This window comes from Microbacterium sp. zg-YB36 (assembly GCF_024623575.2).
Taxonomy (GTDB): domain Bacteria; phylum Actinomycetota; class Actinomycetes; order Actinomycetales; family Microbacteriaceae; genus Microbacterium.
Genome location: NZ_JANJFD020000001.1, coordinates 1,345,233 through 1,362,020, shown reverse-complemented (window position 1 = coordinate 1,362,020; position 16,788 = coordinate 1,345,233). Strand labels below are relative to the sequence as shown.

Below are 16,788 nucleotides of genomic sequence, written 5' to 3'. Positions count from 1 at the left end.
GCAGTGAGGTCATCACGACAGCGGCGCTGCGGTCGCGCCGGGCACGAGCGGCCCGGCATGCGACCGGCGCACCACCGTGTCCTCGCCGGTGTCGAGCAGGTGCTGTATCGCTTCGATGGCGCCCCGCGCCACCTGTTCCACCGGAATGCGCACGGTGGTCAGGCCCAGCAGGTCCGCCCCGGGCAGGATGCCGTCGCACCCGGTGACGCTGAGGTCGCCGGGCACATCAAGCCCCGCCGCGCGCGCGGCGCGCAGCACGGCCAGCTGCCGGTAGTCCGAGGAGCACAGCACCGCGGTGATGCGCCCGGCGGATGCCAGTGCGAGCACGTCCGCGACGCCGTCTTCCGGCGCCGCGCCCACCGGGACGGCCACGACGTTCGCGCCGGCGGCTTCGAGCCATTCGCGCATCGCGGTGGCCCGCACGTGCTCGGGGAAGGAGGCCACCGGGTCGGTGGCGAGCACCGCGACGCGGCGGTGACCGAGGGCATGGATGTGCTGGGCGAGCAGCTCGCCGTGAGCGTGCTCGTCATACGCGACGGCATGGATGCGGTCACCGGTCTCGTCCCGGCCGGCGCGCAGGATCGGCACCTGGTCGGCGAACGGCATGAGCTGCTCGTTGGTCACGCCACCGGTGGCGACGATCAGGCCGGCGACCCGCATGCCCAGCAGCCGCTGCAGCGCCGTGACCTGCTTGGTGCCGCCGGTGTCGGCGCCGATCGTGACAGTGACCAGATCCAGGCCGCGCGCGTGGGCTTCGTCCTGCAGCCGCGAGAACAGCAGACCGTACGCCGGGTTGCTGGCGTCGCGCAGCATCAGCCCGACCGTCCCGGTGCGCCCGGCGGCGAGCTCGGCGGCCATCGTGTTGGGCACGTAGCCGAGGCGCGCGCAGATCTCGAGGATCCGCTCCCGCGTGGATTCGGAGAACCGGCCCTCGCCCTTCAGCGCACGCGTCGCGGTCGCCCGCGACACTCCCGCTGCGGCGGCGACGTCACTGATCGTCACTCGCAGCGGGGCGCGGTCGGGCGTCTCGCTCATGCGCCGTTCTTCCTCCTGGCGGCACGGCGGCCGCCGGCGACACCCGCACCCGCGCCATCCGCGCCCGCAGGCGCGACACCCGCACCCGCGCCGGCAGCAGCACGCACACCGGCATCCTGCGCCGCGCGTGCATCGCGCGCAACGGCGTCGCGCGCCAGAGCGCGACGACCGACGCGGCGCGGCGAGCCGGCCTTCGAGCCGCGTCCGTAGACGAGGTACATCGTGATCCCCATGATGACCATGAGCAGCACGGTATAGACGAAGGTGATCGGCATCGCGTCCAGGTTGTTCTCGCCGCGCGTGCTCTCCTGGATCGCCACGCCGAGCGGCTGGTACAGCGGGTGGTAGAGGAAGATCGCCGCGTCGTAGTCATCCAGCAGGCTGTTGAAGTTCAGCGCTGTGATGGCCGCGGCCGTCGGCAGCACGAGCGGGATGATGACGCGCCGGAACGCCGTCAGCGACCCGGCACCGAGGATGCGCGAGGCGTCCTCCAGTGAATCCGGCACCGACGCGAACGCGGCCTTGAGCAGGCGCAGCGTGAACGGGATCTTCACGATGATGTACGCGATCAGCAGCAGTGCCGGCGTACCGGTGAGCACCAGGTTGCCGATCCAGCCGTTGGGCTTGTCGAAGGTCATCACCAGCCCCAGCGCGATGAGCACGGTCGGCAGGATCCACGGGATGTGCAGCACGTACTCGATCGCCGAGGTGAGCGGGTTGCGGTAGCGCTGCAGCATCCGGGCGACGAACAGCAGCCCCACCACGGCGATCACCGAGGCCAGCGCGCTGTAGACGACGCTCACGACGAACGGACGCATCGCGTCAGCGGTCGTGAACACGGTGATGTAGTTGTCCAGCGTGAAGCTGTCGAACGTGATGCTGCCGGCGAGGATGCTGCGGGCGTCGACGAACGAGAACACCACGATCAGCACGACGGGGATGAGGTAGATCAGCCAGACGACGTATGCCAGCACGTGCACGACCGCGTTGGCGAGCGGGTTCTGGATCTGCTGCTTCTGGATGGGGGTGGCAACCTTGGCGACGGAGAAGTACACGCCGGACTTCTCGGCGCGGTTCATGATCGCCAGCAGGATGATGGTCGCCACACCCAGCACGATCGCCAGCAGCGCCGCGATGTCGCGGGTGACGGGGCTGCGGGAGAGGTCGACGATGAGCGGGGCGACGGTCTGGAAGTCGGGCCCGCCCAGCACGAGGGGAGCCGTCAGCGCGCCGAGGCCGATGAGGAAGGTCAGCACCGTGACGGCGAAGAGCATCGGTCGCATGACCGGCAGCACGATGCGTCGCAGGATCGTCCAGGTGGAGGCGCCCATGAGCTTGGCGGCCTCGATGGAGGCGTAGTCGATCTTCGCCAGCGATGACGACAGGAACAGCATGTGGTTGGTCGTGGAGGCGAAGGTCATCACGAACACGACGGCGAAGTAGCCCGAGAACCAGTCCCGGTCCAGATCCGGCCACCAGTTGGCTGCCATGTTGGTGATGAACCCGAAGCGGCCGTAGATGAAGTTGTAGCCGGCGGCCAGCACGATGCCGCCGTAGATGAGGGTGGTGGCGTAACCGAGCCACAGCAGGCGCGCGCCGCGGATGCGGAAGTACTGCGTCACCAGCACGATGAAGACGCCGACCACGTTGACGGTGATCGACAGCGTGATCGCCAGCAGGAAGCTGTTGCCCAGCGTGCTCATGGCCCGCTCGCTGCCGAACAGCTTCTCCAGTGCCCGCAGGCTCAACTGGCCGTCCGGGAAGAAGGTCGCGCCCAGCAGCGTGACGTTGGGGAGCACGAGGAACGCGGCGGAGAACCACAGCACCGCGATGCCGGTGACCCACACGATGGGCGAGCGCAGCATGGCGCGGATGCTGCCCGGCTTGCGGCCCCGGCGGCGCGGACGGCCCGGAGTGGGGCCGAGGGGTGCGGATGCCGCGGGCAGCTCGTCCGCCTCCGGTGGCGGGGGAGGAGTGGTCAGCGCCATCTCAACGCCCCGGGTACTGGAGCACCCAGCGGGGGTCGATGCCGAGGGTGACCTCGGTACCCGGCTCCCATCGCCGCGCGGCGGCCGTGCCGGCCACGCTCACCCGCAGCGGGGTGTCGTCCACGGTGACCGTGTAGACGCTGTGGCCACCGTGGTAGGTGCGGTCCTGCACCGTCCCGTACACCGGGGCGGCACCCGAGGAGGATGCCGTCTCGGTGCCGGCGACGATCGCGACCTTCTCCGGTCGCACGTAGCTCTCGGCGTGCTCGTCGAGGGCGGCCGCAGGCGTCCCCGCCTCTGCGCCGGAGCGCAGTCGGCGCAGCACCGCCGGCGACAGCCGGTTGCTTTCGCCGATGAAGCGGCAGACGAACGACGTCGCACTGCGGTCGTAGATCTCCTCGGGCGTGCCCACCTGCTGCAACTGCCCGGCATCCAGCACTGCGATGCGGTCGCTGAGCGTCAGCGCCTCTTCCTGGTCATGGGTGACGTAGACCGTCGTCACGCCCAGGTCGTTCTGCAGCTGCTTCAACTGTTCGCGAAGCTGCACGCGCAGCTTGGCGTCGAGGTTGGACAGCGGCTCATCGAGCAGCAGGATCTTCGGGGTCAGCACCAGCGCGCGGGCGATCGCCACGCGCTGCTGCTGACCACCGGAGAGTTCTGCGACGCTCTTGTCCAGCTGAGCGGATGCCAGGCCGGTGCGATCCGCGATCTCGTCGACCAGCCAGCGCTGCTCTGCCTTGGACGACTTGCGCACCGCCAGACCGAACGCGATGTTCTCGCGCACGTTCATGCTCGGGAACAGGGCGTAGTTCTGGAAGACCATGCCGACGCCGCGCTTCTCGCTGGCGACGTTGGTCACGTCCCGGTCGCCGATCCAGATGCGGCCGCCGCTGGGCTGGATGAATCCGGCGAGCGACCGGAGTGCGGTTGTCTTACCGCACCCCGACGGGCCGAGGAGGGTGAAGAACTCGCCTTCACGGATCTCCAGATTCAGCCCGCGCACCGCACGGTGTTCGCCGAAGGTGACGTCGACGTCTTCGAAGCGGATCACGATCGCTGCCTGTCCCTTGTTCAGCCGATGTATTCGAGAGTGACCTTCTCGACCCAGTCGCCGAGGTGCTCGCTCACGAAACCGAAGTCGATGTCCTGACGCGGCAGCTCTGCCAGCAGCGCGACGACCTCAGGGTTGGCCTCGGCGATCGCGCCCTCGTTGACGGGCATGGCGTTGAACTCGGCGGCGAAGGCACCCTGCACCTCGGCGCTGCCGAACCAGTCGATGAACTCCTGCGCGCGGGTCTCGTTGGCGCTGCCGTTGATGACGGCGACCTGTTCGGTGACGTACGGCACGCCGTACTCGGGGACGATCATGCCGGTTTCGGTGCCGTACTCGGTGTCGCGGGCCTCGATGGCGCTGGAGGGCAGCACGCCGTAGTCCACCTCGCCGCGGGTGATGCGGGCGTAGAGGTCGGTGCCTTCCACCACCGGGGAGCCATTGGCGTAGTACGCCTCGACCAGTTCCCAGCCCTCGTCGCTCACGCCGAGGTCGCCGTCTTCATCGAGGTGGCGGGTCAGCATGCCCGCCAGCACCAGCTGGGGGGTGGCCTGGCCGAGGGCCGGGTTCACTTCGTAGCGGCCCTGGTAGGCGGCATCCGTCGCCAGCTCGTCGACATCGTCGGGAGCGGTGGTGTTGGTGTTCTGGTCGTACACGGTGACGATGGCCTGCTCGACCAGCGGCCAGTAGACGCCGTCGGCGGGGTCCCCGGCGTCGGCGGGGACTTCGCCGCTCCAGCTGGGCTCGTAGCCGGCGATGGCCTCTTCGGCCTTGAGCTGCTCGAAGAACATCGTGTTGAGGCCGAAGACGACATCGCCCACGGGGTTGTTCTTCTCCGCGATGATGCGGTTGGTCAGGTCCGCGCCGCCGAGCCCGACGATCTCGATGTCGAAGCCGGCCTCTTCGGCCTGGGCCTGCAGCCACTCGCCACGGCCGTCGGAGTTGGAGTTGGTGTAGACGATGAGCGTCGCGTCGGCCGATTCGGCGGCGTCGCCGGTGTCGGCTTCCTCTTCGCCCGCGGCGCATCCACCCAGAGCCAGCACGGCAGCTGCCGTCGCTCCGATGATCGCCAGGTGCTTCTTGCGTGCTCCGAACATGCCGTGCCTCTCGCTCGTCCTTGAGGTGATTCCCACCGAAGGGACACTATCGCAATCGTTTGTGACAAAGGAACAACCTATGACCGGAATTAATGGCGCGGTCGCGCGTTCGCAACCCACTCGGCTGCGTCAGCGCATGCCGTCGTGTCAAGCCCCACTTCCGATCAGCGGCGATCGGGGATCGTAATGGGGAAGGAGCGTGACATGACCGACAAACGATTCCAGGCGCACGGCCCCGAGCAGATGCCCGACCGCCAGCCGGTGCCGGCCACCGCCGACCCGTCCGCCGATCCGAACCTGCCTGCCGGTGCGCCCTCGCGCTGGCTCGTCCCCGCCGGTGTGCTGGCCGCGGTGGCGACCGTGCTGTACGTGATCGCATTCCAGACCGGCCAGGTGCTGCTGCCGATTCTCGGCATCGTGTGGGTCGTGGCGCTGTGGGTGACGATGTTCCTGGCGTCGCGCGGCACCTCCGGCATCCACCGCAGCACCCGTCGCCTCGCGACGCTGATGATCGTGCTCGCCGCCGGCGCGGTGCTGATCTTCGTGGGGATCTACCTGGTCGCCACCCTCGGCTCCATGTCCTGACCGAAGCGACCGGGGACGGATGCCGCCGATGAGCACGAGCCTGCTGCTCATCTCCGACACGCACGTGCCCGCACGCGCGCGGGTGCTGCCTGCCGCCGTGCTGCGCGCCGCCGATGCGGCCGACCTGGTGATCCATGCCGGGGATTGGGTGACGGCATCCGTGCTGGACGAACTCGAGCAGCACGTCGAGGTGCTCGGCGTCTATGGCAACAACGACGGGGCGGATCTGCGCGCCCGGCTGCCGGAGATCGCACGGCGCGAGATCGAGGGGGTGCGCTTCGCGGTCGTGCACGAGACCGGCCAGGCGCGCGGCCGCGACGAGCGGATGCAGCAGACATTCGGCGACTCCGACGTGCTGGTGTTCGGGCACAGTCACATCCCGTGGGACACCACGGCCCCGGGCGGGCTGCGGCTGCTGAACCCCGGGTCGCCCACCGACCGGCGGCGGCAGCCGCGCCACACCATGATGACCGCGCGCGTCGAGGACGGTGCCCTGCGCGAGGTGCAGCTCGTCGTGCTCTGAGGCACACGTGTGGCACGCGTCGGCGTGATTGGCAACCCCCGCGCGCGGGTTTTTCGCCCGGGTGAGACTGAAGGACCACAAGGAGGCGTGATGAAAGCGATGACCTACCGCGGGCCCTACAAGGTGCGCGTCGAGAACAAGCCGGACCCGAAGATCGAGCACCCCAACGACGCCATCGTGCGCGTGGAGCTCGCCGCGATCTGCGGGTCGGACCTTCACCTGTACCACGGCATGCTGCCCGACACCCGGGTCGGCCACACCTTCGGCCATGAGTTCATCGGGCGGGTGGAGCAGGTCGGTTCGTCGGTGCAGAACCTCTCCGTCGGCGACCGCGTGATGGTGCCCTTCAACATCTTCTGCGGCAGCTGCTACTTCTGCTCGCGGGGACTGTTCTCCAACTGCCACAACGTCAACGCGAACGCCACCGCGGTCGGCGGCATCTACGGCTACTCGCACACCGCAGGCGGCTACGACGGCGGCCAGGCGGAGCTCGTGCGCGTGCCGTTCGCCGATGTCGGACCGATGGTGATCCCCGACGGGGTGGACCCCGAAGACGCGCTGATGCTGACGGATGCCTTCTCCACCGGATACTTCGGGGCGCAGCTGGGTGACATCACGCAGGGCGACACCGTCGTGGTATTCGGCGCCGGCCCCATCGGGCTGGCAGCGGCGCAGTCGAGCTGGCTGATGGGCGCCGGACGCGTGATCGTCGTGGATTACCTGGACTACCGGCTGCGCAAGGCCGAACAGATGGCCCATGCCGAGACGATCAACTTCGGCCAGGTGAACGACATCGTCCTGGAACTGAAGAAGCAGACCGGCGGACTCGGTGCCGACGTCGTGATCGAGGCTGTGGGAGCCGAGGCCGATGGCCACGTCATGCAGCACGTCACCGCGGCCAAGCTCAAGATGCAGGGCGGATCGCCCGTCGCGCTCAACTGGGCGATCGACTCGGTGCGCAAAGCCGGCACCATCTCGGTGATGGGTGCCTACGGGCCGCTGTTCAGCGCCGTCAAGTTCGGCGACGCGATGAACAAGGGCCTGACGCTTCGCACCAACCAGGCGCCGGTGAAGCGCCAGTGGCCGCGCCTGCTCGAGCACCTCGCCGCCGGCCACATCAAGCCCAGCGAGATGATCACCCACCGCATCCCGCTCGAGCACATCGCCGAGGGATACCACATCTTCTCGTCGAAGCTCGACGACATCATCAAGCCCGTGATCACGCCGACGGCGTGAGCCGACGGCATCCGAAGGAGACCGACATGCCGTACACCTCCGAAAAGCCCGGCGCGACTCCCGATCCCGACGAGCTGCGCGCCCGCATCCCCGGGTGGGGCAGTGACCTCGATCCGGCCAACCGCCCCGCGTTCCCGCGCGAGCAGCCGGACATCGTCACCGGCGCGCACTGGGACCTGCCCGAGCAGCAGCCGGGTGGCGCGAGCCGTGAGCGTTCCGTCGAGCACGAGCGCCTGACCCCCGTGTTCGGCACCGCGCAGCCGCTGCACGGTGTCGCCGGCCGCATCCGCCGCCTTGCCTATGACCGGTACAGCGAGGGCCAGACGGCGCACTGGATGCTGCTGATACTGGGCGACCGGGTGGATGCCATCACGGCGCACGTCGCATCGCTGGTGAGCAAGCGTCCCGACGAGCCGTTCACCCAGTCGGGTGTGACCGGAGAGGTGGCCCACCACCCGATCGCGTCGCGCTTCGGCCGCGGCCGGATCGACCTGAAGCACTCCTGGCTCGACCCGCTGCTGGTCGTGGGCCCCTGGGTGCTCGCGGTGTTCGCCGTGTTCAAGCTCGGCCGGGCGATCATGCTGCCCGCGTCGAAGCGCCACCGCTGACACCGGCTGTCTGCCTGCCCGCCGCCCGCCGCTTCAGGTGGCAGTTGTTGTCGCTTCGCGCGTGCTGAAGCGACACGAACTGCCACCTGAGCGTCGCGGCATCCGCGTCCGCGTCCGCGCGAATACTCACTCGAGGACGCGAATACTCACTCGGCGGCGCGAATACTCACTCGGCAGCGCGAATACTCACTCGGGCGCGCGCGGGGGCGGCGGAGCGGTACCACTGGGCGCAGAGGATCACGATCGTGGCGGCCTCCACCCACGCCCCGGCGTAGTACATCAACTCCGCGCCCGCGCGCACGTCCACAGGATCCAGACCTGCGGGCGGGTGTGCGTACAGGTATTTCGCGAGGATGCCGTGGGCCGCGATCGTCGCGATGAGCGCCACCGCGGTGAGCACGCGGCTCGGCGCGTGCGGCCGCGGGTCGAGTCCGATCACGGCGCTGAGGAACAGGCACCCGGCCGCCACGAGGTGGGCATGCACCAGCACATGCACGAGCGGCTGCGTGCGCATCGCGTCGAACACCGGTGTGAGGTAGATCAGCCACAGTCCGCCGGCGCTCAGCACCGCGGCGGTGACGGGGTGCGAGACGAACCGGGCGGGCGCGCTGCGCAGCAGCCGTGACAGCCGCCGGGCCGGAGTGACCTCGAGCGAACGCAGCGCAAGCGTCACCGGGGCGGCGAGCACCAGCAGGAGCGGCGCGATCATGCCGCCCAGCAGGTGTGCCCACATGTGTGCGGTGAAGCTCTCGTGGGCGGCGGCCGCGAGCGGACCTGCGGCGGCGGCTGCGCCGGCAGCGACACCGGCGCACCACAGGATCGTGCGCGAGACCGGCCAGTCCCGCCCGCGGCGGCGGGAGCCGAGGACGCCGCCGACGTACATCGCGATCGCGACGGCAGCGACAGCCAGCACCAGGAGGTCGAGCGAGAACCCGCCGCCGTGGGAGTGCGCGGCATCCGTCATCACCGGCATCCGCTCACTCCGCCGTGGTCTCGACGCGGGCAAGGGCCGCGCGGCGGGTGAGATAGGTGAGCACCACCCCCGCGACGATCAGGGCCACAGCGGTCACGTTCCAGACCACGTCGTAGACGAACACGTCCTCGACGTAGCGGATTTGGTGGATGCCGAGCAGTTTGTGATGCACGGTGCCGTCGTACAGCTGGAAGACACCGGTGCCCAGCAGCACGCCGCCGATCCACCGACGCCAGTGCAGCGCGTCGTGGCGGCGGAGGTCGGCCAGCAGGAACAGCCCCGCAATCGTCGCGAACCAGCTGATCGCATGGAAGACGCCATCCGAGACGAGCCCCAGCGCCGGGGTGCCGAGGTCGTAGAAGTGGTGCCAGTGCAGCAGCTGGTGGAAGACGGCCTCATCGATGAACGCGACAAGTCCGACGCCGAACAGCACGCCGGACCACAGGTTCTGTGCGGAGCGAGTCGCCCGCGGTGACGCCGCGCTCATCCTCCCGAGGGGTTGTCGACCGGACGGTCGTTCTCGTCGGTGGTGTCGGGCAAATCGGGCAGCTCAGGCAATTCGGGCTCTTCGGGCGCGCCGCCCGAAGCGGTGTCGGCCTCGACGTCGCCGTCGGGTGTGCCCTGAGTGTTGTGCGGATCGGTGCTCATGATCGCCTCCCATGATCTTCCATGAACCTGAAACCCAGTAGAGCACCGCGTTCGCACACACGCTCCGCCCTTGCGCGCGGGGGGCGGGTGTGGCAGTCGACTACGCGTCGGGACGCTCCAGCCGCACGTACGCGACCAGGGTCGACGCGAGGGCGGCGCCGAGGCTGCCGATGGCCATGTCGCCGATCGTGTCCTGGTAGGTGACGAAGATCGCGTCGGTGATGAAGGCGTAGCCGAACCACTCGATCATCTCCCACACCGCGCTGGCGGCCAGCCCCAGCACCGTCACGAGAACGAAAGCTGTGCGGGCGCGGAATGCCGGGTCGCGGGGTGCGGTCACGATCGAGAAGCGGGCCAGTGCGAGGTAGGCGACCACCGCGATCAACCCGGTGCACACGAAGTGGGCGACCAGGTCCCAGCCGGGGATCGTGCGGTACAGATCCAGCACGTTGCTCCACGCCGCCACCAGCACCGTCGCGCAGTACGCGATGTCGAGCCCCGCGCGCACGCCGAGAAAGCGCGGCACGAGCAGGGCGGGCAGGGCCAGGGACAGGATGCCGGCGTCGGTCGCGGTGCTCCAGATCGCCGCCGCCACGACGCTGAGCAGTGCCACGACGCGCAGCGCGTCCGCCGTCCACTCGGCCACGCCGCGGGGGCGCCGCAGGAAGTTCTCGATCACGCGGTGCCCTCCGGCCGCGGCATCCGCACGACCGCCTGCACCGGCAGGTGATCCGACGGCCAGCCGCCGTCGATGGACTGCGCGTTGATCCCGGCACTCTGCACCGCAATCCGGGGGGACACCGCGGTCCAGTCGATGCGGCGCCCGGGCCGGGGGTCGCGGTAGCCGCCGTAGGTGCCCCACTCCGGCGTCAGGGTGGCGGATGCCGCCGTCCAGGCATCCACGAGGGTGTCGCCGGACAGCAGTTCGCGGACCGGCTCGGAATCGGGGCCGGCGTTGAGGTCGCCGGTGACGATCGCCGGCCACGGCTGGTCGGCGACGAGCCCGCTGATCTCCTGCGCGGCGCGCACCCGAGCCCGCGCGGAGAACGCATCGAGGTGCGTGTTGACGGCGAGGAAGACGGCGGAGGTCGCCAGGTCGCGGAACGTCGCCTGCACGAGAACGCGGGGGAGGAGGTTGCCCCACGAGACCGAGCCCGGTTCATCGGGCCGGTCGGACAGCGCCTGCTGCCGCCACTGCAGCAGCTCCAGCCGGTCTGTGTCGTAGAACAGCGGGGATGCCTCGCCGCGCGGGCCGGGCTGTCGGCCGTGACCGATGAAGCGGTAGCTCGCCCCGAGGGCGTCGCTGATCGCTGCGGCCTGGTCGGGCAGCGTCTCCTGCAGGCCGAGGAGCGTGGGTCGTTCGGCGCGCAGCAGGGCCTGCACGCGCGGGCGGCGCAGTCGCCAGCGGTCGGCGCGCCGCGCGGCCAACGCCGGCAACCGCCGCCGGACGTTGAAGGTCATCACGTGCAGGTCGGGGGCGCCGGTGGGGCCGATCAGCGGGGTCATCGGGCACGCTGTTTCGGGGTCGGCACGTTCAGGCTGTGCAGTCCGCGGCGCATCGCGAGTTTCTGCCACCGCACCGGCGGGAACTCCTCGGGCCAGTGCACCGTGACGGTGTGCACGCCACGCCACACCCGGCGGCGGAAGCCGACGCGGTCGCCGAAGGGGCGCATCGAGATGCCCATCGCGGCGCGGCGGAGATACCGGATGCGGTGGCGGTCGCCCAGGTGGAACGCCAGGTCGAGATCGTCGTGCACCTCAGGGTCGTGCCGGTGGACCCCATCGCGCACCTCGCGCCAGGCGGAGGCGCGGAAGGCGAGGTTGGAGCCGAACAGGGGCAGGTGGCCCAACGCCGACGCCGTGACCACGGCATAAGCGCCGAGGTAGACGGCGGCCAGCGGCCGACGCAGCCGGCGGGGGCCGTCGATGAACCGGGCGCCGCCGGTGAACGCGGCGACTTCGGGACGTTGCTCGAGCGCCTCGGCCATCGTCTGCACCCACGTGTGCGAGGGGCGGCAATCGGCGTCGAGGCGCAGGATGTAGTCGCCCGTCGCGACGTCGTAGCCGCAGGCGCTGGCGGCCGGGATGCCGGGCTCGTCGCAGCGCACGACGTGTGCACCGAGAGCCCGCGCCACCTCGGCCGAGGAATCGGTGGAGCCGTTGTCGACGACGACGATCTCATCGGGCAGGCGGGTCTGCAGCGCGAGGGCGCGCAGGCACCGCCGCAATTCGGTGTCGTCGTCCTTCACCGGGATCACCACCGACACGGTGGGCCTGCTCCCGGTTTCTGCGGTCACGTCTCCTCCTCGGCGGCACGTGGGTGCAACGCTAACCCTTCTCCGCTCCGGCCACCGGGATTACGCTTACGCGCGTGCACCGGATCTTCACGCTCGTGGACGAGCTGGCCCGCGGCAAGGCGATGGCGAAGGTGCTGCGCGCCGCATGAACTGGTCCGGCCGGCCGCCTCGTTTGCGTGCGGGGCGGCCGGCCGGGTCGTGAGGGGTCAGGAGGTCGCCGGGGCGTCCGGGGTGACCTCGGGGGTCGGGACGTCGGACTGGTCGTCCTGGGGCGTCCGCTGGTTCTCGTCAGGCGTTACCTGGTTGGACTCGCCGTCGTCGGGCGTGGTGTTGTCACCGGGCATGCCGCCCCGCGGGCCACCGAAGGGGCCGCGGTCGGAGTCGCTCGAGTCCCCGGGCCGACCGGGCATGTCGCCGCGGTCGTCCCACATCTCCGAGTCGCCGGGTCCATCGGAAAGCTCGCCGACGGCTGCCGCCGTGGCGAAGCCGGCGCTGAAGCCGATGCCGAGCAGAAGCAGCACGGCCAGGATGGCTCCCACGATCCGCACCCACGTGCGGTGCAGGAACGGAGTCGTCTCGGCCTGGGCCGGCGCGGTGGGAACGTACGCGACGTGCTCGGTGTGCACGTGCTGCTGTGGGTGCGACGGGGTCGGGGGGACCGGTGCGTGCGCGCCCGGCGCCGGGTGCGTCGGCTGCGGTGGCGTGTGCGCGGCAGGCGTCGCGTGCGCGGCGGGGTCGGGGGTCAGGTCTTCCTTGTTCTGGTTGGGGTTGGTGTTCTCAGGCATGACCACACTGTCGCGCGCGCGTTCCAAGACGGTTCCAAGAGTCGGCCGGTCCAAGCCAGTTCATAGCATCGTGATCGGGGACTGTCAGTCAGCCCGGGCTGCGCCGTGCCTGCCGCGCGCCGGCAGCGTCAGCAGGAACGCCGTCCCCTGCGGCGACGTGCTCTCCAGCTCGATCGATCCGCCGAAGCGCGTCGCGATGTCGCGCACCAGCGCGAGCCCCAGCCCGAATCCGCTCCGGCCGCTCGGCTCGGTCGATCGCGCGAAGCGCTCGAACAGGCGGTCGGGGGCGATGCCGGCGATGCCGGTGCCCTGATCGATCACGCGGATCGCCACGTGCCGCCCGGCCGGCCGCGCCTGCACGCGCACCGCGGATCCGGCGGGGGAGTACCGCACCGCGTTGTCGATCAGGGCGATCAGCGCGCGGGTGAGCGCGGCGCGGTCGGCCCCGACCTCGAGCTCGGCAGGCGCGTCCACGACGATCGCAACCCCTCGCTCGGCCGCACGCGGCTCGATCACCGCCGCGGCGTCGGCGGCGGCCGCCGCCACCGGCGCGACCGCGCTCTCGTCCCCGGCGCGAGCACCCGCCGACTCGGCGCTGACGAGCAGGTCGGTCAATGCGGCATCCATCACCGCAGCATCCCGGCGCAGGTCCGCCAGCACCGCGTCAACGTCGCCGCCGCGTTCGGCGCGGTGCTGCGCCAGCTGGATGCGGCTGGTGAGCGTGGTCAGCGGGGTGCGCAGCTCGTGACTCGCGTCGGCGACGAACGCGCGCTGCACGCGGAGGGCTTCGGCCAGCGGCAGCGCCGCGCGTTTGGAGGCGTACCAGGCGATGACACCGAGGGCGATGACGCCGAGGATGCCGAGGGCGATCGCGAGGGGCACGACATCGTCGAGGTCGATGACGCGCGCTCGGGGACCGCCGTCACCGAAGTCGCCGAAGCCACCGTCGCCGTCGCGCGGCGGCCGGCGCTCGGGGCGCGAGGCGACGATCATCACGGTCACCGTCACCGCCGTGATCAGCCCGACGACCGCGGCGGATGCCAGCGCCACCCACAGGCCCGCGCGCAGTGCGGCGCGCTGCACCCGCCGCTGGTCCGCGGCGATGGCGGCATCCGTCTGCTCACTCATCGCGGTGTCCCGGCGCGGTAGCCGCGGGCGCGGACGGTGTCGATGATCTCGGGCGTGGACTTGCGCCGGATGTAGTGGACGTAGGTGTCGACGGTGGCGGCGGAGCCCCCGGGGAAGACGCTCGCGATGATCTCGTCGCGGGAGAACACGTGCTCGGGGCTGGAGGTGAGCAGTTCCAGCAGCTCGGTTTCGGCCTGCGTCAGCGCGATGCGGCCGTCGGACGGCGAATACAGCGCCTGGCTGGCCGGGGTGAACACCCAGTCGCCGATCTCGCGGCGATCGCCGGCGCCGCGGCCGCGGCGCAACGCTCGGAGCCGGGCGCGCAGTTCGGCGAAGTCGAAGGGCTTCACGAGGTAGTCGTCGGCGCCGGCATCCAATCCGCTCACCTTGTCGTCGACGGCGCCGAGCGCCGTGAGCATGATCGCCGGGGTGGCGATGCGGGCGGTTCGCACCGCTTCGAGCAGGTCGACTCCCGACATGCCGGGCAGGCGCCGGTCGATGACCATCACGTCGTAGCGGCGGCCGAGCGCGAGGCGCAGGCCCTCTTCGCCCGTGGTCGCGTGGTCGATGTCGTACTCATCGGCGAGCACTTCGTTGACGATCGAGGCGATCTCCGATTCATCCTCGACATAGAGCAGTCGAGGCTTCTGGTCCATCCGGCCAGGCTAGGAGAGCGGATGGGTGCAGGAAAGGGGCCGGGCAAGCCTCAGCGCTTAGACCTGACCGCACTAGGTTCGGCTTGTGCGTGAATTCGTGCGATATCAGAGCATGGTCCCGAGCCGGAGCGGTCGGTTCCCCGGCGTGTTCGCTCTCGCGAACGGCCTCGTCAATTCCGCGCTGCTGTCTCCCGACGATGCGATGTGGGTGCGGTCATCGAACGATCGAGCCAATGCCGCATACGCTGATCCGACGACCTTGGTCGCGAACTGCTACGACCCGATCGTGAATCCAGGAGCCCGCTCGTGGTTCAGATCCTCGGCGCAGGACCTCCTCGCGCTCACCCGCGGATACCTCGATCTTCTGGATCGTTACGAGGTCCGATGGGTTGAGTTACGGACGAACACGCCTGGCAGGATCACTTACGAAGACGATGTCCAGGTCGTCGCGGTCCCGTGCGCCTATCCCGATGGTTCGGTGTCTGACCGCTGACTCCCATGTTCAACTCGGATGCACCGGAAGACCTCGTTCACCGGTTCGCTCCAGACGTCCTGGTGTGTCAGCCTGTGGCCGGGAGGAACAGATGGCGAATCACAACGTGAACTCTGCCGAGGCGAAGGTGGTCGCGATCACGGGTGGATCCCGCGGGATAGGTGCGGCCATTGCCCGCCGACTCGCGGCCGACGGTTTTCGCGTAGCAATCGGATACCGCGCCGACGAGGCGAGCGCTGACGCGCTGGTCGACGAGATGCTCGCTCAGGGCTATGTCGCTCAGTCTTTTCTCGTCGACATCACCGACTTCGACTCGCTTGAGAGATTCCTTGACGGAGCGATTGAGATGGGCGAGTTGGTTGGCGTCGTTGGGAACGCGGGTGCTGTCCGCGCCGTGGGCGTTCTGACATCTCTCGATCCCTCCGAGATTCGTCGCGACATCGACGTCAACTTCCTCGGGCCCGTGCTGACCTGCCGCGCCGCCGCAACGCGTCTTGCCGACACCGGAGGATCAATCGTCCTCATCGGGTCAGCTGCCACAACGAGTGGCAGCCCGGGAACCTACGTTCACTATGCCGCCGCAAAGTCTGCCGTCGCGACGCTCACGGTCGGCCTCGCACGTGAACTTGCCTCCAGTGGAGTTCGCGTGAACTGCGTGGAACCCGGCACCATTTGGACCGACTTCCACGCCGACCCGGAGCGGCCAGCGAAAGTGGCCAGTTCCATCCCGCTCGGCCGAGCGGGAAGCCCCGAGGAAATCGCGGGAGCCGTGGCGTGGTTCCTGTCTGCGGATGCTGCGTATGCGACTGGCGCCGTGCTGAGAGTCGCCGGCGGTCTCTGACCTCGGCGCCCACGCCCGACGAGTCTCAGTCCGCCAGAAGCGATCGTTTGCGGCGATGGATGAAGGCACGCCGATCTGATGACTGCGGTTTCTTCGCCTCGACCGAGGCGATTACCAGGGGCACGGGGGTCCGGTCGGAAAGAGATCGTCTGTTGCTACATCAACCGCCCAGAGCCTCTTTTCCGCCTCCTAGAATGCTCTCATGATTGCCCTGGGCATCCGACGCATCAAGCCGGAGCATCGCGCAGAACTACAGGCCTGGCTACTGCGGGTCAATACCGAGTTGCGAGACGAGGCGATAGCAACTCTCGTCGCCGAGGGAGTGACGCACGAGAAGGCTGTCATCGTGGACACGAGCGACGGCCCACTCCTGGTCTACGCGATGGAGACGAACGACCCTCAGCGCGCTGAGGAGGTGTCGAGTGCGTCCGAATCATGGCTGGATGCCGAGCATCGGAGAGTGATGCATCTTTCCGACGGTGGCGCCCCTAGTCGTCGGAAAGTACTAGATGTCTCAGCGCCTATCGACCTCTCCCGGTGAGGCTCCCCAACGAACAGCACATCGCCCTCAGGCAGACCGCCCGCGGAGCACGCCGACAAGCCTTGCCGAACCGGGGTTACGGGGCGCGTTACCGGCAGCTCACGAGAGCGCCCGGCAACGTCACCGCAAACGATCGTTACCGGTTGATAATCGGGGTGCCCTGGTGAAATCTCATGCGAGGCGCATCGCCCGCGGTATCCCGCGCACTGGTTCGTAGCGTGCTTCTCTGCCGCGCCGTATCTGGCGCAGACTCTCGGCCTCGGGGTCGTTGCCCTCGTACTTGCTTCCCGCGTGCGTGACGGC

Annotated in this window: 20 protein-coding genes; 7 read left to right on the top strand and 13 right to left on the bottom strand. The window is 69.4% G+C overall.

Annotation, left to right across the window (positions count from 1 at the left end; translation table 11 throughout):
- Positions 1-12: 12 nt before the first annotated feature.
- Genes NQ151_RS07000 through NQ151_RS06985 form a run of 4 tightly spaced genes read right to left on the bottom strand, consistent with a single transcriptional unit; the run spans position 13 to position 5,171 of the window.
- Entirely contained in the window at positions 13-1,035 is a 1,023-nt protein-coding gene (locus NQ151_RS07000; protein WP_257527530.1) for a LacI family DNA-binding transcriptional regulator, read from the bottom strand.
- Entirely contained in the window at positions 1,032-3,023 is a 1,992-nt protein-coding gene (locus tag NQ151_RS06995) for an ABC transporter permease (RefSeq protein ID WP_353477562.1), read from the bottom strand. Before NQ151_RS06995 ends, NQ151_RS07000 begins: the two co-directional genes overlap by 4 nt.
- Before the next feature lies 1 nt (position 3,024).
- Positions 3,025-4,074, bottom strand: a complete 1,050-nt coding sequence (locus tag NQ151_RS06990) for an ABC transporter ATP-binding protein (RefSeq protein WP_257527529.1) — start codon at positions 4,072-4,074, stop codon at positions 3,025-3,027.
- A gap of 20 nt (positions 4,075-4,094) precedes the next feature.
- Positions 4,095-5,171 (bottom strand): extracellular solute-binding protein, encoded by a 1,077-nt coding sequence (locus NQ151_RS06985; RefSeq protein WP_257508048.1) that lies wholly within the window; start codon positions 5,169-5,171, stop codon positions 4,095-4,097.
- Positions 5,172-5,375: 204 nt separating this feature from the next.
- On the opposite strand from NQ151_RS06985, the gene NQ151_RS06980 reads away from it, so the two are divergent.
- The 4 genes from NQ151_RS06980 to NQ151_RS06965 all read left to right on the top strand — a co-directional run bounded on the left by NQ151_RS06980 (position 5,376) and on the right by NQ151_RS06965 (position 8,123).
- Positions 5,376-5,756, top strand: coding sequence for a hypothetical protein (locus NQ151_RS06980; RefSeq protein ID WP_257527528.1), 381 nt, complete (start codon positions 5,376-5,378; stop codon positions 5,754-5,756).
- A 28-nt stretch (positions 5,757-5,784) separates the two neighbouring features.
- On the top strand, positions 5,785-6,279 hold the full coding sequence (locus NQ151_RS06975) for a metallophosphoesterase family protein (RefSeq protein WP_257527527.1): 495 nt from the start codon (positions 5,785-5,787) through the stop codon (positions 6,277-6,279).
- Positions 6,280-6,369: 90 nt separating this feature from the next.
- Positions 6,370-7,515 carry a zinc-dependent alcohol dehydrogenase gene (locus tag NQ151_RS06970; RefSeq protein ID WP_257508051.1) on the top strand — a complete coding sequence of 382 codons (1,146 nt, stop codon included), beginning with the start codon at positions 6,370-6,372 and terminating at the stop codon, positions 7,513-7,515.
- Between the two features lie 26 nt (positions 7,516-7,541).
- Positions 7,542-8,123, top strand: coding sequence for a hypothetical protein (locus NQ151_RS06965; RefSeq protein WP_257527526.1), 582 nt, complete (start codon positions 7,542-7,544; stop codon positions 8,121-8,123).
- A gap of 166 nt (positions 8,124-8,289) precedes the next feature.
- Here NQ151_RS06965 and NQ151_RS06960 read toward each other — a convergent pair whose 3' ends face one another.
- The 9 genes from NQ151_RS06960 to NQ151_RS06920 all read right to left on the bottom strand — a co-directional run bounded on the left by NQ151_RS06960 (position 8,290) and on the right by NQ151_RS06920 (position 14,610).
- Entirely contained in the window at positions 8,290-9,096 is an 807-nt protein-coding gene (locus NQ151_RS06960; protein ID WP_257527525.1) for a cytochrome c oxidase assembly protein, read from the bottom strand.
- Between the two features lie 4 nt (positions 9,097-9,100).
- Positions 9,101-9,583, bottom strand: a complete 483-nt coding sequence (locus tag NQ151_RS06955; protein ID WP_257527524.1) for a DUF2243 domain-containing protein — start codon at positions 9,581-9,583, stop codon at positions 9,101-9,103.
- Complete coding sequence (locus tag NQ151_RS06950; RefSeq protein WP_257508055.1) at positions 9,580-9,744, bottom strand: hypothetical protein; 165 nt, start codon at positions 9,742-9,744, stop codon at positions 9,580-9,582. Before NQ151_RS06950 ends, NQ151_RS06955 begins: the two co-directional genes overlap by 4 nt.
- 100 nt (positions 9,745-9,844) lie before the next feature.
- The gene (locus NQ151_RS06945) at positions 9,845-10,423 is read right to left on the bottom strand and encodes a DUF2238 domain-containing protein (protein WP_257527523.1); all 579 of its coding nucleotides are present in this window, start codon (positions 10,421-10,423) and stop codon (positions 9,845-9,847) included.
- The gene (locus tag NQ151_RS06940; protein ID WP_257527522.1) at positions 10,420-11,250 is read right to left on the bottom strand and encodes an endonuclease/exonuclease/phosphatase family protein; all 831 of its coding nucleotides are present in this window, start codon (positions 11,248-11,250) and stop codon (positions 10,420-10,422) included. The genes NQ151_RS06945 and NQ151_RS06940 overlap by 4 nt, the downstream gene beginning before the upstream one ends.
- Positions 11,247-12,041: a glycosyltransferase family 2 protein gene (locus tag NQ151_RS06935; protein ID WP_257508058.1), complete on the bottom strand. Its 795-nt coding sequence runs from the start codon at positions 12,039-12,041 to the stop codon at positions 11,247-11,249. The genes NQ151_RS06940 and NQ151_RS06935 overlap by 4 nt, the downstream gene beginning before the upstream one ends.
- Before the next feature lie 206 nt (positions 12,042-12,247).
- Positions 12,248-12,826 (bottom strand): hypothetical protein, encoded by a 579-nt coding sequence (locus tag NQ151_RS06930; protein WP_257508059.1) that lies wholly within the window; start codon positions 12,824-12,826, stop codon positions 12,248-12,250.
- An 84-nt stretch (positions 12,827-12,910) separates the two neighbouring features.
- On the bottom strand, positions 12,911-13,954 hold the full coding sequence (locus NQ151_RS06925) for a sensor histidine kinase (RefSeq protein WP_257527521.1): 1,044 nt from the start codon (positions 13,952-13,954) through the stop codon (positions 12,911-12,913).
- Positions 13,951-14,610: a response regulator transcription factor gene (locus NQ151_RS06920; protein WP_257508061.1), complete on the bottom strand. Its 660-nt coding sequence runs from the start codon at positions 14,608-14,610 to the stop codon at positions 13,951-13,953. Before NQ151_RS06920 ends, NQ151_RS06925 begins: the two co-directional genes overlap by 4 nt.
- 85 nt (positions 14,611-14,695) lie before the next feature.
- On the opposite strand from NQ151_RS06920, the gene NQ151_RS06915 reads away from it, so the two are divergent.
- The 3 genes from NQ151_RS06915 (at position 14,696) to NQ151_RS06905 (ending at position 16,485) form a co-directional block, all read left to right on the top strand.
- Complete coding sequence (locus NQ151_RS06915; protein ID WP_257508062.1) at positions 14,696-15,103, top strand: hypothetical protein; 408 nt, start codon at positions 14,696-14,698, stop codon at positions 15,101-15,103.
- Positions 15,104-15,209: 106 nt separating this feature from the next.
- A complete protein-coding gene (locus NQ151_RS06910; protein WP_257508063.1) occupies positions 15,210-15,944 on the top strand; it encodes an SDR family NAD(P)-dependent oxidoreductase in 735 nt (244 codons plus the stop codon).
- Positions 15,945-16,146: 202 nt separating this feature from the next.
- Positions 16,147-16,485: a DUF6176 family protein gene (locus NQ151_RS06905; RefSeq protein WP_257508064.1), complete on the top strand. Its 339-nt coding sequence runs from the start codon at positions 16,147-16,149 to the stop codon at positions 16,483-16,485.
- The last annotated feature ends 303 nt before the right edge of the window (positions 16,486-16,788 follow it).

What these genes read in the sequence shown, in the direction of transcription:
- NQ151_RS06925 (WP_257527521.1), bottom strand. Translation starts at nt 13,954, where the DNA reads ATGAGTGAGCAGACGGATGCCGCCATCGCCGCGGACCAGCGGCGGGTG.
- NQ151_RS06995 (WP_353477562.1), bottom strand. Translation starts at nt 3,023, where the DNA reads ATGGCGCTGACCACTCCTCCCCCGCCACCGGAGGCGGACGAGCTGCCC.
- NQ151_RS06920 (WP_257508061.1), bottom strand. Translation starts at nt 14,610, where the DNA reads ATGGACCAGAAGCCTCGACTGCTCTATGTCGAGGATGAATCGGAGATC.
- NQ151_RS06985 (WP_257508048.1), bottom strand. Translation starts at nt 5,171, where the DNA reads ATGTTCGGAGCACGCAAGAAGCACCTGGCGATCATCGGAGCGACGGCA.
- NQ151_RS06980 (WP_257527528.1), top strand. Translation starts at nt 5,376, where the DNA reads ATGACCGACAAACGATTCCAGGCGCACGGCCCCGAGCAGATGCCCGAC.
- NQ151_RS06960 (WP_257527525.1), bottom strand. Translation starts at nt 9,096, where the DNA reads ATGCCGGTGATGACGGATGCCGCGCACTCCCACGGCGGCGGGTTCTCG.
- NQ151_RS06905 (WP_257508064.1), top strand. Translation starts at nt 16,147, where the DNA reads ATGATTGCCCTGGGCATCCGACGCATCAAGCCGGAGCATCGCGCAGAA.
- NQ151_RS06940 (WP_257527522.1), bottom strand. Translation starts at nt 11,250, where the DNA reads ATGACCCCGCTGATCGGCCCCACCGGCGCCCCCGACCTGCACGTGATG.
- NQ151_RS06965 (WP_257527526.1), top strand. Translation starts at nt 7,542, where the DNA reads ATGCCGTACACCTCCGAAAAGCCCGGCGCGACTCCCGATCCCGACGAG.
- NQ151_RS06975 (WP_257527527.1), top strand. Translation starts at nt 5,785, where the DNA reads ATGAGCACGAGCCTGCTGCTCATCTCCGACACGCACGTGCCCGCACGC.
- NQ151_RS06970 (WP_257508051.1), top strand. Translation starts at nt 6,370, where the DNA reads ATGAAAGCGATGACCTACCGCGGGCCCTACAAGGTGCGCGTCGAGAAC.
- NQ151_RS06930 (WP_257508059.1), bottom strand. Translation starts at nt 12,826, where the DNA reads ATGCCTGAGAACACCAACCCCAACCAGAACAAGGAAGACCTGACCCCC.
- NQ151_RS07000 (WP_257527530.1), bottom strand. Translation starts at nt 1,035, where the DNA reads ATGAGCGAGACGCCCGACCGCGCCCCGCTGCGAGTGACGATCAGTGAC.
- NQ151_RS06950 (WP_257508055.1), bottom strand. Translation starts at nt 9,744, where the DNA reads ATGAGCACCGATCCGCACAACACTCAGGGCACACCCGACGGCGACGTC.
- NQ151_RS06955 (WP_257527524.1), bottom strand. Translation starts at nt 9,583, where the DNA reads ATGAGCGCGGCGTCACCGCGGGCGACTCGCTCCGCACAGAACCTGTGG.